This is a genomic window from Sporomusa sp. (assembly GCF_057736855.1).
On record NZ_JBYKYF010000026.1, the window covers coordinates 3,988 to 18,140 of the forward strand.

12 protein-coding genes are annotated in these 14,153 nt (G+C 47.2%); all 12 read right to left on the reverse strand.

The genetic code is table 11. The annotated features are described in order from the left end of the window. Window positions 1-255 (reverse strand): cytidylyltransferase domain-containing protein (locus AC29Z1_RS03265; RefSeq protein ID WP_488270026.1); only part of this gene is annotated, 255 nt, incomplete at its 3' end. Further along, the gene (lpxK, locus tag AC29Z1_RS03270) at window positions 252-2,774 is read right to left on the reverse strand and encodes a tetraacyldisaccharide 4'-kinase (protein ID WP_488270027.1); all 2,523 of its coding nucleotides are present in this window, start codon (window positions 2,772-2,774) and stop codon (window positions 252-254) included. The genes AC29Z1_RS03265 and lpxK, both read right to left, overlap by 4 nt. Window positions 2,775-2,886: 112 nt before the next feature. Continuing rightward, window positions 2,887-4,611: a lipid A export permease/ATP-binding protein MsbA gene (gene msbA / locus AC29Z1_RS03275; RefSeq protein ID WP_488270036.1), complete on the reverse strand. Its 1,725-nt coding sequence runs from the start codon at window positions 4,609-4,611 to the stop codon at window positions 2,887-2,889. Between the two features lie 178 nt (window positions 4,612-4,789). Beyond that, a complete protein-coding gene (gene lpxB / locus AC29Z1_RS03280; RefSeq protein ID WP_488270028.1) occupies window positions 4,790-5,932 on the reverse strand; it encodes a lipid-A-disaccharide synthase in 1,143 nt (380 codons plus the stop codon). A 25-nt stretch (window positions 5,933-5,957) separates the two neighbouring features. Further along, window positions 5,958-6,761, reverse strand: a complete 804-nt coding sequence (locus AC29Z1_RS03285; RefSeq protein ID WP_488270029.1) for an LpxI family protein — start codon at window positions 6,759-6,761, stop codon at window positions 5,958-5,960. A gap of 104 nt (window positions 6,762-6,865) precedes the next feature. After that, a complete protein-coding gene (gene lpxA, locus AC29Z1_RS03290; protein ID WP_488270030.1) occupies window positions 6,866-7,687 on the reverse strand; it encodes an acyl-ACP--UDP-N-acetylglucosamine O-acyltransferase in 822 nt (273 codons plus the stop codon). A gap of 187 nt (window positions 7,688-7,874) precedes the next feature. Next, window positions 7,875-8,306, reverse strand: a complete 432-nt coding sequence (fabZ, locus tag AC29Z1_RS03295; protein ID WP_488270037.1) for a 3-hydroxyacyl-ACP dehydratase FabZ — start codon at window positions 8,304-8,306, stop codon at window positions 7,875-7,877. A 23-nt stretch (window positions 8,307-8,329) separates the two neighbouring features. Beyond that, window positions 8,330-9,160, reverse strand: coding sequence for a UDP-3-O-acyl-N-acetylglucosamine deacetylase (gene lpxC, locus AC29Z1_RS03300; RefSeq protein ID WP_488270031.1), 831 nt, complete (start codon window positions 9,158-9,160; stop codon window positions 8,330-8,332). Window positions 9,161-9,247: 87 nt separating this feature from the next. Continuing rightward, window positions 9,248-10,021: an amino acid ABC transporter ATP-binding protein gene (locus AC29Z1_RS03305; protein WP_488270032.1), complete on the reverse strand. Its 774-nt coding sequence runs from the start codon at window positions 10,019-10,021 to the stop codon at window positions 9,248-9,250. 27 nt (window positions 10,022-10,048) lie between these two features. Then, window positions 10,049-12,427: a hypothetical protein gene (locus AC29Z1_RS03310; RefSeq protein ID WP_488270033.1), complete on the reverse strand. Its 2,379-nt coding sequence runs from the start codon at window positions 12,425-12,427 to the stop codon at window positions 10,049-10,051. A gap of 103 nt (window positions 12,428-12,530) precedes the next feature. Then, on the reverse strand, window positions 12,531-13,412 hold the full coding sequence (locus tag AC29Z1_RS03315; RefSeq protein ID WP_488270034.1) for a lysophospholipid acyltransferase family protein: 882 nt from the start codon (window positions 13,410-13,412) through the stop codon (window positions 12,531-12,533). Window positions 13,413-13,422: 10 nt separating this feature from the next. Beyond that, window positions 13,423-14,055: a YjbH domain-containing protein gene (locus AC29Z1_RS03320; RefSeq protein ID WP_488270035.1), complete on the reverse strand. Its 633-nt coding sequence runs from the start codon at window positions 14,053-14,055 to the stop codon at window positions 13,423-13,425. Between the last annotated feature and the right edge of the window lie 98 nt (window positions 14,056-14,153).

The window sequence follows — 14,153 nt, forward strand, 5'->3', positions numbered from 1 at the left end:
ACGGGCAACTTCTGCCAAACGGTCAGTACCGGTGGGATGATCAGGCGAGGTCAGCATGACCTCGCCGCCAAACTCCCTGACAGCTTGATAGACCAGTTCATGGTCTGTGGCTACCAGTACCGCGGATGGACGCATAGCCTGTTTGGCTCGTTCATATACATGTTGAATCATCGGTTTGCCGGCAATCTTTGCCAGTGGCTTGCCTGGCAACCGGGTAGAAAAATATCGCGCCGGAATCACACATAAAATGTTCATTGCATTACCCCCGTATCAGAATAGGGTTTGATTACCGCTTGTATCATGTCCATGAACTTTTCATACCCGTCATGGAATCTCACTTCAATAGATAGCACATAAATCGGTATGGAACGTTCAGCATGTATAAAATCTGGAGGAATTTTAACTGCATCTTTGTCGGTGGTAATAAGTGCCGATACCTGATTATCCATGGCTTTTTGCATAATCCACTGCATGTCTGCCAGCGTATAATCATGGTGATCAGGAAACCGCACCGCATCAACCACTACACCGCCTAAGTCAGTGATCGTCTTTTCAAAGGAGGACGGATTACCGATAGCCGAAAACGGCAGGACTGAGCAGCCCTGAATAGTAGTTAACGGTACATCATGCTCAGAGCAATTCCCTTTAGACCATTCAGCAATTTCAATAAAACACTGCGGCGTATGGGTACTTTCGACGATCAACGCATCTGTATTGTATTTGGCCAACGTTTCTCGGATAGTCTGTTTCGCCTGGTCTGTCGCCTGGTCTACTTTGGTTAGCAGGAAGGCATGGGCCCTGTTTAGATTGGCCAGTGGTTCACGCAATGTACCGCGCGGCAACAAATAATTATTGCCAAAAACATTCAGTGAGTCAATGAGCACAATGTCAAGATCACGCTGCAGCAGCCAATGCTGATAGGCGTCATCCAGGATAATGACCTCGGCCTGCAGGTGAGTTACTGCGTAAGTACCGGTAATATAGCGGTTACGACCAATAAGCACCGGTACCCCCGGCAGACTTTTAGCCAGCAAATAGGCTTCATCGCCAGCCTCCCCCGCCGACATATAAATGGTATTTCCGTCAGATACGACTCCGACCTCCCCCTTCCAGCTGGCCCGATAACCGCGGTTAAGAATGACTACCCGATATCCCATGTCCCGAATTATCGCCGCCAGACGCTGAGCGGTGGGAGTTTTACCAGTACCGCCTACGGTAATATTACCTAAACTAATGACTTTACAGGGTAGGCGATAGGATTGTAATATATCAAAACGGTAAAGGGCAAGTTTGATGGCTACGCCAAGCCCGTAGACAACCGACATGGCGCGTAACAGGCCAAGCAATATTAAGGCAAATAGGCCAGATTTTTCACCATGCACTAACTTATAGAGATACACCTGCGGCGATTCCCGCGGTGTCAATGGATGGTTTTGGCCTCTGACCGGTTGGACTTCTGATACCGGTTCGGTTGCCTCCATAGTCTCAAGAACTTCTTTTAACAGCAAGGCGCTTTTACGGGAAGCCCCCTGATTTTGATGAATAATCGCCAGTGCCGCCTGACCCATTTCTTTAATTTTTTCCGGATTGGTAAACAGACTGCGGATGGTTTGCACTAAATCGGTGCTATCCTTCACGGTGATGCACGCACCACCGTCAGACAGCATGGCATAGCTGGTTTTAAAGTTAAACATGTGCGGACCAACCAGAATGGGTTTGCCATGAGCGGCAGGTTCTAAAACATTATGTCCGCCCTTGGGAACCAGGCTGCCACCGGTATAAACGATATCGGCCACACCATAAATTTTACCCAATTCACCAATCGTATCAACAATAATGATGTCGGGGAAAACTCCCCCTGTATCGGCTTCTAACTTGGTACGCCGCACAGCTTGCAAGTCAAAGCGCGCAGCTAATTCAATAATTTCGTCGGCCCGCATAATATCACGGGGGGCAACCACTAGCTGAGTATTGGGAAATTCCGCTTTAATTTCACGAAAGGCCGTAAACAAAATTTCTTCTTCACCACTATGGGTACTGCCTGCCACAATAATTAAGCCTGACTCTTTTACATGCAAGGTTTTATATAACAACCGTTTTTCGTCATCCGTCAACGTGGTATAACTTTGATCAAATTTTGTGTTGCCAGTAACCACTACCCGCTTGGGATCTGCGCCAAGCCGAATAATGTATTCAGCATCTAGGGAGGACTGCATACAAAATTTCACAATCGTACCAAGCATATCCTTGAGTACGCCCCGGAAATAGGAGTAGCGACTCAGGCTCTTTTCACTAATTCGCCCATTAACCATTAGAACAGGTATCTTCATGGCTTTAGCGGTTTTAAGAAAATTAGGCCACAATTCGGTTTCAACAAGTAAAAAAACCTGTGGACGAATTTTGGAAATAACCGTACGGCTGAGATAAGGAAGATCTAAAGGAAAGTAGATAATACCGTCAGCTTCCGGTATTATCCGTTTGGCCATATCATAGCCGGACGACGTAACCACCGATACTAATATCGGCTTATCGGGAAGCTCCTTTTTAATCTCCTTAACGACCGGACTTGTCGCAACAATTTCGCCGACCGAGGCAGCATGCAGCCAAATGGCATTTCTATCAGCCAGTTTAGCCACCGTTTCCTCAGGTAACATTCCGAACAGACTCTGTTTCAACCGTTCAGCAAAGCCCTTTTCGCGAATGGTTCTTATGACAAATACCGGCAAAGCCAATAAAATCAGTAGTACTGCCACAATGTTATAGATAAGATACATATCGATACCTCTTTATTTGATACGCTGAGTCAAGACCCCGCCGCTACAGACGGATCAGTTCCGTGAAGTAGGCTCTACCTAAGCCCGTTGTTCTGTTTTGCGAAAAGCCATTTTACTTATTGGCAAATTGTACTTGATACAATTTACTATACAATCCTCCGGCAGCCAAAAGCTCCTCATGAACACCGCGTTCAATAATGCGTCCTTTGTCCATGACCAGAATAATATCGGCCCGCTGTACGGTTGACAGACGATGAGCAATAACCAAGGAAGTGCGGCCCATCATGAGTTTGTCTAAGGCTTCTTGTACCAGTTTCTCACTTTCCGTATCCAGCGCCGATGTAGCTTCGTCCAAAATCAGGATGCGAGGATCTTTGAGAATGGCCCTGGCAATAGCAATACGCTGGCGTTGTCCACCAGACAGTTTCGAGCCGCGTTCGCCAATCTGGGTGTTATATCCATCAGGCATTGCCATAATAAACTCGTGAGCGTTAGCGGCCTTAGCAGCAGCAATAATGGCTTCTTCGTCAGCCTTGAGATCGCCGTATAATATATTTTCATATACTGTGCCGTTGAACAGGATAGTTTCCTGTGGCACAATACCAATTTGCTCACGTAATGATGTAAGGGTGACAGTCTTAATATCATAGCCGTCAATAGTGATCCGGCCGCTCTGTGGATCATAGAACCGGGGAATGAGATTGGCAATGGTGGTTTTACCGGCACCGCTCGGGCCGACAATGGCAACCATTTGGCCAGGTTCAATCGTCAGCGATATATCAGCCAGCGCCACTTCCCCCGGTTTATAGGAAAAATTGACATGCTCAAAGGTTAACCGACCGTTAATGCGTGGCATCTCGATCGCGCCAGGCATATCCTTAATTTCCGGTTCGGTATCCAGAACATCAAAGACCCGCTGTGCCGCCGCCAGTGCTCGCTGAATATTAGAATACACCCGACTTAGACGTTTGATCGGATTGGTAATATTGACAACATAGATTAAAAAGGCAATGAGCTCACCTGCCGACAGGTGGCCATTGATAACCTCACGTCCGCCGTACCAAATAATAATGGTAACCCCGATGGCTCCTAAAAACTCAATAATCGGGGTCAATGTGGCACTAAGCTGTGCCGCTTTCATTTGTGCCCGGAAATTCGAATAGTTTTCCCGGTTAAAACGTCCAATCTCATACTCTTCGCGGACAAAAGATTTTATAACTCGAATAGCTGAAATAGTTTCCTGCAGTACTGAGGTAATGTCAGCCGCCCGCTCCTGCGTTACGCGGCTGGCGGTTCTGAGACGTTTTCCAAAAATATTAATCGCCTGCGCCACCAGCGGCAGGGTAATAAACGTCAGCAAAGCCAGTTTCCAATGAATATAAAACATAGCGGCAATAGAACCAATTAATACCGCCGACTCAGTCACCAGCTCGATGACACTCTCGACCAGCGCATTTTGGAGAGCAGCTACATCATTGGTCACATAGCTCATGATACTGCCTGTCTGGCGTTTTTCAAAATAGGACAGTGATAGGCGCTGGAAATGACGGTATAAGGCTTCCCGGATATCAATAACTACTTTTTGGCCAATATAGGCCATCAAGTAGTTTTGTCCATAGAAGAAAAAACCGCGCACTAAGTAAACGACCACAATGCCACCAGCGATCAGATTAAGCTTATACATGTCTTTTGCAGTAAGCACATCGTCAATGACATCCTGGATAATCCAGGGAAGCACCAGATTGGTAGCCGTTGCTACCAAAATACAGATAATGGCCGCAAAAAACCGGGGCAGATATGGTTTGATATATTGTAATAAGCGTAAGTAAAGCTTCATGTAGTTAACCTCATAGATTGATCTTATACCCTGAGCCAAGACTCCCGCCTTTTTAGGCGGCATCAGTTCCGGTGAAGCAGACTCTCCACCAGTTCCTCCGTTGTTCATAGAATTTGAGTTATCCACCAAATCCAAATGGACTGTATTTCTGCCGCTCTCACCCTAATATCTCAGCAGACTACTTGGACCGCTTTGCCCGAGCAACTTCTAAGATAACTTGAGCTACCCTGTGCACAGCACCAGTTTGGCCAAGTTTATCCTTTACTTCGGCTAAGTCTGCTAATACTTTGCTCCGCACAGTCGTATCGGTTAGCAGTGTTAGCGTCTCAGCAGCAATCGCATCAGGATTGGCCTCATCCTGCAGCAGTTCTGGCACGATCCGCCGGCCAGCTACAATGTTTGGCAACCCGATATTGGGTATTTTAACCAAAAGTTTTCCGAGAAAATAGGTAAGTGCCGCCATTTTATAAATAATAACAGTAGGTACTCCCATGAGGGATGTTTCCAGGGTAGCAGTGCCTGAGGCGGCAATGGCAACATCAGCGATCCCCATTACATCATAGGTCTTGTCAGTTGTGAGTGTAATCTTCAATGAATACCCGGCAATCATAGTTTGCAGCATTTCCCGGGAAATTGTCGAAGCCACTGGTAAAAAAAATTGGCATTCAGGCAATTGGGCGGTAAGCTGTTGGCAAGCCTCCAGCATGACTGGCAGCAAATTGCAGATTTCCTGCTGACGGCTTCCTGGCATCAACAGCACGACTGGCTTGTCTGGATTAGCATGAAAATACCGAAACGCTTCTTCACGAGGCATGGATGGTTTTACAATATCCACCAGCGGATGTCCCACAAAGGTTACATCTGCCCCCGCGTCACGATACACCTCAGCTTCAAACGGAAAAATAGCTGCCACTTTGTTTACCAGATTAGCCACCTCTTTAGCCCGACCGCGCCGCCAGGCCCAAGCCGAAGGGCTAATATATGACACCACCGGAATCCCTTTCTGTTTGGCTATTTTCGCCAGACGCATATTAAAATCAGGATAATCAATAATGACCAAAACATCAGGACGCTCTTTATCCATAAGCGCCGCCAGGTTATCCCGCAATGCAAATAATTTACCTAAGTTTTTAATAACTTCTACAAAACCGATAACCCCCAGACCGGCTATGTCATAATTCACAGTAACACCGGCGTCCCGCATTGCCTTACCGCCCATCCCAAAAAGTTCAATATTGGGGTCAAGAAGTTTCAAAGCTGCGGCTACACTGGCGCCATGTAAATCGCCAGAAGCTTCACCGACTGAGAGAATTATTATCATAGTATCCTCCAGAAACTCATTTTTCTTACATCACGACAATACAGATTCCGTGCTTATTAGCCTGTTCAATAACGGTGTTTTTATCCACCAATAAGGTTTTACCTGCTTCCATGACCAACGCGGTTGCACCAGATTCAATCATGGCTGCCAGTGTATCCGGACCCACGCAGGGTACATCAAAACGACAATCTTGTTGGGGTTTAGCGGCTTTGGCGACTATCGCGCCACCCCGCCCCAACTGACCGCCGCGCCGAATACAGGCATCGGTGCCTTCAATAGCTTCAACAGCCAGCACAGCTTTATTCTTAACAACTACAGTTTGCCCAATATCCAGGCCTCCTATTTTGCGAGCCATGTCTAGACCGAACTCCATATCAGCCAGTTGCTCTGCGGTGGGCTGCTGTTTGGTCAGTATGCCTGCTGACGGCATCAGTTGTCTGATAAATTGGGTTTGGTCAAGAACCCCGATACCTTCTGCTGCTAACTCCCGGACCAGAGCCAGCATGATAGTATCGTCATTTAAATCATGGAGTCCGGCGAGAAGCTGCTGCATACGGGCATCCGGTCTGGCCACGCCGCTAAATAAGTGTTCTTTGGTTACCTTTCCCAGCATGGTAACCTGCTGAACAGCTTCTTGTTTCAGTAGTGCGAGCAGCTTGTCCAATTGGCCTAAGCCAACAGTATAACATTTGTCAGCAACGGTGCTTAATTCCGCATCAATCCCTGGTACAACACCGATGGCAATCACGGCAAAGCCCATGCCGCGAGCGGCACGGGCAAATTCGACTGGCAACCGGCCAATACCGGCAATAAGTCCTATTGTATTCATATCGGTCCCACCTTATGTAGCTTGATGCAGCCTTACAGCTACATCAAGCATGGAATAAAATCTTGGTATCTTGTAGGTTTTACTAAGCAAGTCTTTGCTATACGTTAATTGTCCATATCCTTGCGTCCACGGCAAATGCCGCGTTCGGCATTGCGGAGAAAACGCATCATATGCTCAACTTCTTCACAAGAATCCAGTTCCTGCTCCATGACAGCGATCGCTTGCGTCAAAGTCAGTCCAGAACGATAAAGAATCCGATAGGCTTTCTTTAGATTGCGGCGAACGGCCTCACTCATACCCGCACGCGACAAACCAACATTGTTAAGGCCGCACACTTTAGCCGGATGACCATCAACGATGACAAATGGCGGAACATCCTGAACCACTTTCGAAGCACCGCCAACCATGGCGTTACGACCTATTTTTACGAATTGATGCACACCCGTCAGGCCGCCAATAACCACCCGGTCTTCTACCACTACATGCCCGGCCAAGGTTGCTGCGTTCGACATAATCACATGATTGCCGACAATACAGTTATGCGCCACATGAGTATATGCCTGAAGCAGACAGTTGCTACCTACCCGTGTTTCTTCGCCTTCACCAGTAGCCCGGTTAATGGTCACAAATTCGCGAATTTTGGTGTTATCACCAATAAATACATAGCTTTTTTCCCCGCGGAATTTCAAATCCTGGGGCTCAGTTCCAATAGAAGCACCGTGAAAAATAACACAGTTTTTGCCAATACTGGTCCAGCCGTCAATGACTACGTGGGCACCAATTTTCGTCCCGTCGCCAATGAGCACATTTTCGCCAATAACAGCATATGCTCCTATTTCAACATCTTTGCCAATACGGGCATTCGGATGCACTACTGCAGTTTCATGTATCTTACGTAATGGTATTACTACCGCTTCCGGTTTCATACGATAATCAACTCCCCACTAAATTAGAAATTGCAAGCAGGTCTCATGGTCCGTCTAATCTATATATTCCGACTGGGCAGTCGAGAAACAACATGCTGAAATTGGCCAAAATACCCATTTTTTTAACCATTAACAGGCATTTTGCTCAATTAACATGTAGTTTTCAGTGGTTTTATCTGTTTTTTGCCTATTTTCGTGAAGTAAGCGCAAACAAGAATTCCGCTTCAGCCACGACTTGTCCGTCAACAAAAGCCTGCGCCCAGACTTTACCAACATTGCCACGAACTTTGATAATATTTGCTTCCATTCGCAGTTGGTCACCAGGAGTTACAGGTTTTCTGAATTTAACCTTCTCCATGCCTGCGAAGTAGGCTAATTTTCCCCGATTTTCTTCTAGATAGAGCATAGCTACCCCACCAACCTGGGCCATAGCTTCTAACAGGATTACTCCCGGCATGACAGGTTCTCCCGGGAAATGTCCCAGAAAAAACTCTTCGTTAATAGTTACATTTTTTATGCCTACCGCCCGTTTCATTGGCTCCAGTTCAATAATACGATCAACAAGCAGCATAGGGTAACGATGCGGAATAACCGCCTGAATCTCGGTTGCTGATAAAATCACGGAAAAACGCCTCCTCAAAATCAATCACTTACTTGCTTTACGATCTCTTTCGCCAGCGCGGTATTAAGCGCATGGCTTGACTTCACGGCAATAACATGGCCAAGAATGCGGCCTGCTAGTGCCAAATCACCAATTACGTCTAAAATCTTATGCCGGACCAGTTCATCAGGAAACCTGAGCGGCGTTAAACATTTTTCATCATCATATACTACAGCATTGTCTAAACTCCCGCCCAAAGCCAGGCCTTGTGCTTTGAGGGCTTCTACCTCATGCATAAAGCCGATGGTACGAGCTGGTGCCAGCTCACGGGCAAACACTTCAGGAGTTATTTCATAGTCTCCAAATTGAACGCCCAACAGCGGGTGCGGATTAATAGAAGTAAAGGTAATACGGAATCCGTCATATGGCAAAATGGCAATAAATTTGTCCGGATGACGTACCGCGATAGCTTTTTTTATCACAATTGGCGGCTGACGCAGTTTATCCTGAGTAACAATGCCTGCTGATTCAATCAGGGTAAGAAAGGGCAGCGAACTGCCGTCAGCAACTGGCGGCTCCACCGAGGATATTTCAACAAGACAATTATCAATACCCATTGCATAGAAAGCGGCCAACAAATGTTCGATGGTGAAAACTTTGGCCTCTCCGCTTTCTAAGGTAGTGGCCCGCATAGTATTGGTTACATTGGCTGCTTTCGCGGCTACTCGTGGGCATCCCGCGAGATCGGTGCGGACAAAAACAATGCCGCTATCTGTGGGAGCTGGATTGAGTGCTATGGTTACATCCCGCCCGGAGTGCAGACCAATACCGGTATACATTACACGAGACGCTACTGTAGTTTGGCGTTCCATTTGGTTCCTCCTGAATTGTCTAATACCAACTTATTTTACAGGAATTTGGGAAATTACGCAAGTAGAGATTGTGAATCGAATCAGGCGTTAAGCGCTGCGTTTTCCGGAGAGTGTACGGGCACTGGTATGGAGTTGATATGCAATCAGATCTTTATATTGCTGGCCCACCTGTGAAACAGGATTTACAAATACCTGACTGGGTATACCTGATTCAACAATCGTACCTTTTTCCATGAGCACAATGCGATCAGCAACATGCAGGGCAAAAGCAATTTCATGCGTAACTACCAGCATAGTGGCTGCCCGATATTTAGCCAACTCTTCCATAACGATCAGTACTTCTCTGACCAGTATCGGATCCAGCGAAGCTGTCGGTTCATCCCATAGCATCAGTTCAGGTTCAAAGGCCAGCGCCCGGGCAATCCCCACTCGCTGCTGTTGGCCACCGGACATGGTTCCAGGCTTATGCTCCTTGAACCGTTCCATGCCAACCTTGGTTAAGGCTGCAACAGCCTTATCGTACGCTTCTTCTTTTGACTGTCCCCCCATAACCAGCCCCAGCATCACATTTTCAACCGCAGTAAGCCTGCTGATAAGATTAAACTGCTGAAAAACATAGCCAATACGTTTTCGCATGCTGCGTAACCCAGCAGGATCAAGCTGGATCATATCCACGCCGTCTACCAGAATGGAACCGGTGTCTGGTTCAATCAGCCGGTTAATGGTTCTGATCGTCGTCGATTTCCCACATCCTGACGGCCCCATAATCACAACCGTTTCTCCCTTTTCCACCGTAAGATTCAGGTTGTTAACGGCAACAAGGCTGCCGAAGGTTTTGGTTAAATTTCGGATGTTGAGCACCAGCTCACCGCCCTTCTACGTATACAGTTACTTAAATTGCATTTTGCGTTGGTTAAGGGTTTGCATCAGCCCCGGACGACCGCCTGGAATCACGATTTCGCGCATAATTTCGTCTACTGACAAGCCTAAAGCTTCACCAGCCAGTACTTCCTCATCAGCAATCGGACTGATATTTTCGGTATAGCAGGCTACGATGAGACCAAGTATAGCTCCCAAGAGTGGTACTCCCACCCATGGCAGGTAGGGAATCCCCCCGCCTGACAGCTGGAAGATGGCAGTCAGCATCACCGCCCCTACCCCCATACCGTAACAGCGTTCAGGTGCGGTAAAGAACCCTGTCAGCCGTGCCATTGCCCGACGCCAGCCGGTAACAGTCACTTGCTGGCTGCGCCGCTTGTGGTAGATAACCGTCATAACAGCAGTATGATCAAGCCCCAGGAATAGAATGGTGACAATAATGGCGGTCATCCCGGCCAGAATACTTTTGACTTCAGTAAGCACCTGGTATAACTCGCCGCGCGGATCTGGTTCAATGACCCCTAAGGCAGTCGAATACAGCGAGACGTTATTATGGCCTACTTGGCTGTAAACAATAGGTGCTACGGCATTTATATCCATATGATTGGTTGTCAAAATCTGAATACGCGCACTGGGAATGACTTGTCCAGCAATGAAGTTATCTAACAGGGTAATGGAATGGCTGATTTCCTCGTCTTTTAAGTTAGGAACCGCATTTGCCAGATATTCAATTTGGCCGACAATCAACGGCACATTTAGCGTTTGTAACTCCTCCAAATGGGTATTGGCGCTGGCAAGACTGCTTCTGGTCCCGTTAACATCAAAGTTTTTCAATATATTAAGGTTGTTTTGTCCATTCATCGCAATATTGTCGATAACGGATTTGGTACGACGGGCATTGTCTGCCACACTGTCAAGCTGGGCCAGGTTCGTTCTGAGCGTAATCAGATGTTGCCGTGCGCCACTGACATTGTTAATGGCGGTATCCACATCCCCATTCACCAATCGGATGACCTGCAACGTATTGACCAAACCACCAAGTGTATTGGCTGAACTGTCAAGTTGGCTGCGGATATTGCTGGTATCAATACCGGCAAGTGCGCCGGTAGCAGCCTGGATTGTACCGCCTGCCGCCTGCAGGTCGGTTAAGGTTTGTTCAAACGCGTGAATACCACGGTCATAGTGCTCAAGCGTGCCTAGAGCAACTGTACTCAATTGCTTGGCATCTTGCGCAAATCCTGGAATTTGTCCAACAAGTTTGCCGGTCTCCCCCAGAGCATTACTTAGCTCCTGACGCGGATTCTTATAGGTGGCAGTTGCCGGTTTCGCACTTACAGCATTGTTTTCCACCTTGAAACCTTGGAGACTGGAATTAACTAGCCAGGAAGCGTCCCCTTCGGTAATACGGCCTTCCAGTGTACCATTAGCACCGACTGCCGTAACCTCTACTACCACATTCCCCTTGGCTATCGCACTGCCGACCTGTGGCATTTGGACAGCAGCACCCTGAAAGACAACCATATCCCCTTTATCCAGTGTAATACCGGCATCTGGGGTAATGGTAATTTGCGATGCATAGGCCTGCAAGAAACGTTTTAATTCCAGCATGGTGCTCACCATGTATGCCATATCGTCATTCTTGCCATCAACCGATACGTTCTCGGCATACGCCAATTGCAGCTCTTGCTGTATAGCTTCGGCAATGTTCTCCCCTAACCGCACCGGGTTAGCCGGTTCACTGCCTACCGGAAAACTAATTTCAACGACCTGATAATCCGCCAATAGCGACTTTATGGCGGTGTTAACCGCCGAAGATTTTTCAAGCGAAGTTAAGATAACCCCGACAGAGGAGCCGTCACGATAGGTAAAACGTACTCCATCCATTTGTGAAATTTTATCTAGCAGCAGATCTTTCGCCCCCTCCGGTACACCACGCACCGTCAGGCGCGGCTCGGTCATGATTCCGACACTCGCACCGCCTGGGATGCCACCAAAGGTTTTCGACAGCCCTTCATATACAGTTTTGGTTTTAAACTGGTCAGGCAAAGCAATAAAGAAAGGTGTCTTACCGGTAATGGTTGGACCTTCTTTCATTTTGCCGCCGGGAAATACTTCATTTACTATCTTGGCAAGGTGAACAGCCGCATCTTCACGGTTTTCTTCTCTAATTTGCAGTAATATGTCGTATTCACCATAGTCACCCACAAGGCTGGCCAGGGTTTTAGAAAAGTATGTGTTGGCAGCCACGGAGACTGAACTGGCCAACACAGAGCCGATGAGTACGCTGATAACAATCAGTATCAAGATATCACGCTGAATAGAGTCTTTAAAAATACTTTTTAAAAAATTAAGGCTTTTTATACCTGGTGTCAGCATACATTCAGTCACGTCACTCCCGGACTACATTATAGCACGTATATCATTTTACTGTCCATAAGTATATCAAATTATCCATTATTTTTATATACTAATAATATACAAAAAAAGAGGACTAGCCTCTTGTGCTTGTCCCTGCAGGCGGCGGTGTCTTCCACCGGTTATGTAGCCAAAACCATTCCTCCGGGTGCTGCCGGATATGATTTTCAATAATTTTGGTCAGCTTTTGTGTTGTCGTAAAAATATCATGATCACGGTCAGCTGTTTTTTCCACCATCACCGCTGGATGATTAATGGCCGTATGCGTGCCGTCCGGATTCGAGGTAATAAACGCCGGTACTATTGGCGCATCATGTAAACGACCTAACGCGGCTGCTCCCTGCGGAGTCGAAGCCAGCCGGGAAAAAAACTCAACAAATACGCCATGTCTGCGATTATCTTGGTCCATTAAGAGACCGATAATTTTGCCGCTGCCAAGCAGCTTAACCATTTCCCGGACTCCTGTTTTATAGGTTACATGCATACCGGCTTTTCGCCGATACTCATTAATAAATTTATTCATCGCTTCGTTGGTCTGACGCTGTACCACAGCCACCAAGGGAAACCCATGCATAGCCAAAGCAGCGCCTAACAGTTCCCAGTTGCCTGAATGGGCGGTAGCCAGTACCGCCCCACGTCCTAATTGCAGTGCAGCTTCCAGGTGCTCTCGGCCTACCAATGTAACATAGCTCCCAATATTCTCCGGAGTAAGCCGCGGCATATAGAGCACTTCCATAAACATGGGACCAAAGCGCACAACACTTGCCTTGGCCAGCAAGTACGCCTGCTGCTCATCAACATGTAGGCTGCGCATGATATTGGTTATTGCCATCTTACGCCGTTTGGCCGGAACCAGCGGCCAGCACAGCCGCCCGATCCAAACGCCACGGCAACGTCTGATACTGGCTGGTAATAGACACACTAAATGACTGATACATTTTACGAAATAATATTGCATCCCACTACTCCTAATAGGTGAAACTTACACCAAAATAGGTTTCGCTGTGGCGCCAGCCAGCGTCAAGTTTGAGTCCTGGAAGAATAGCCATCCGTGCACCATAGTTCATGTGATCACCATCCCATTCGGCAATCAGGGTTGTTGCCGGAAACACGTTGTTGCCTGTAAGCACACTGACTGGGTTAATGGTTTTTTCCAGAGCGGCAAATACACCGTCATAGCGGCCATCACCAACACCGGCATGGATACGGAAGCCTAGCGGCAACGCTTTACTGGCCGCAACATAATGAGTTCGTTTATCATCATCAGCAATGTCTTCAACACCAATAGCCAGACCTGGAGTCAAAACAGTTTCAGGCAACAGCGCATATTTGAGATTAAACAGGGTTTCGTTATCTCTGTTTACATCACTGTCATAACGAAATCCGGCTACACCCAGTTCCAGGTTCTTGGCAAGACTAAGGGTAAAACTGCCAACAGTACCTTCTTCTAACTGATGATACCCCAGAGAAAATTGTCCTGCTTGCAGAACATCAGCAGTTGGAGTGTTGATTAAGCCTGTTGAACCGTTCATGGAAGGTGCTGCATAGACAGGAACTGCAGTCAATAATAAAAGAGCCGCTGCAAGCATGGTTTTTTTCATAATAAATTCTCCTTACTTAAAAAGTATGATAAGTTATGAAATAATATTAATTCCCTGTCTGCTGCAAAAATCCTGCTTACATATTACGCCAATTGTTG

What these genes read in the sequence shown, in the direction of transcription:
- lpxK (WP_488270027.1), bottom strand. Translation starts at nt 2,774, where the DNA reads ATGTATCTTATCTATAACATTGTGGCAGTACTACTGATTTTATTGGCT.
- msbA (WP_488270036.1), bottom strand. Translation starts at nt 4,611, where the DNA reads ATGAAGCTTTACTTACGCTTATTACAATATATCAAACCATATCTGCCC.
- lpxB (WP_488270028.1), bottom strand. Translation starts at nt 5,932, where the DNA reads ATGATAATAATTCTCTCAGTCGGTGAAGCTTCTGGCGATTTACATGGC.
- AC29Z1_RS03285 (WP_488270029.1), bottom strand. Translation starts at nt 6,761, where the DNA reads ATGAATACAATAGGACTTATTGCCGGTATTGGCCGGTTGCCAGTCGAA.
- lpxA (WP_488270030.1), bottom strand. Translation starts at nt 7,687, where the DNA reads ATGAAACCGGAAGCGGTAGTAATACCATTACGTAAGATACATGAAACT.
- lpxC (WP_488270031.1), bottom strand. Translation starts at nt 9,160, where the DNA reads ATGGAACGCCAAACTACAGTAGCGTCTCGTGTAATGTATACCGGTATT.
- AC29Z1_RS03315 (WP_488270034.1), bottom strand. Translation starts at nt 13,412, where the DNA reads ATGCAATATTATTTCGTAAAATGTATCAGTCATTTAGTGTGTCTATTA.
- AC29Z1_RS03320 (WP_488270035.1), bottom strand. Translation starts at nt 14,055, where the DNA reads ATGAAAAAAACCATGCTTGCAGCGGCTCTTTTATTATTGACTGCAGTT.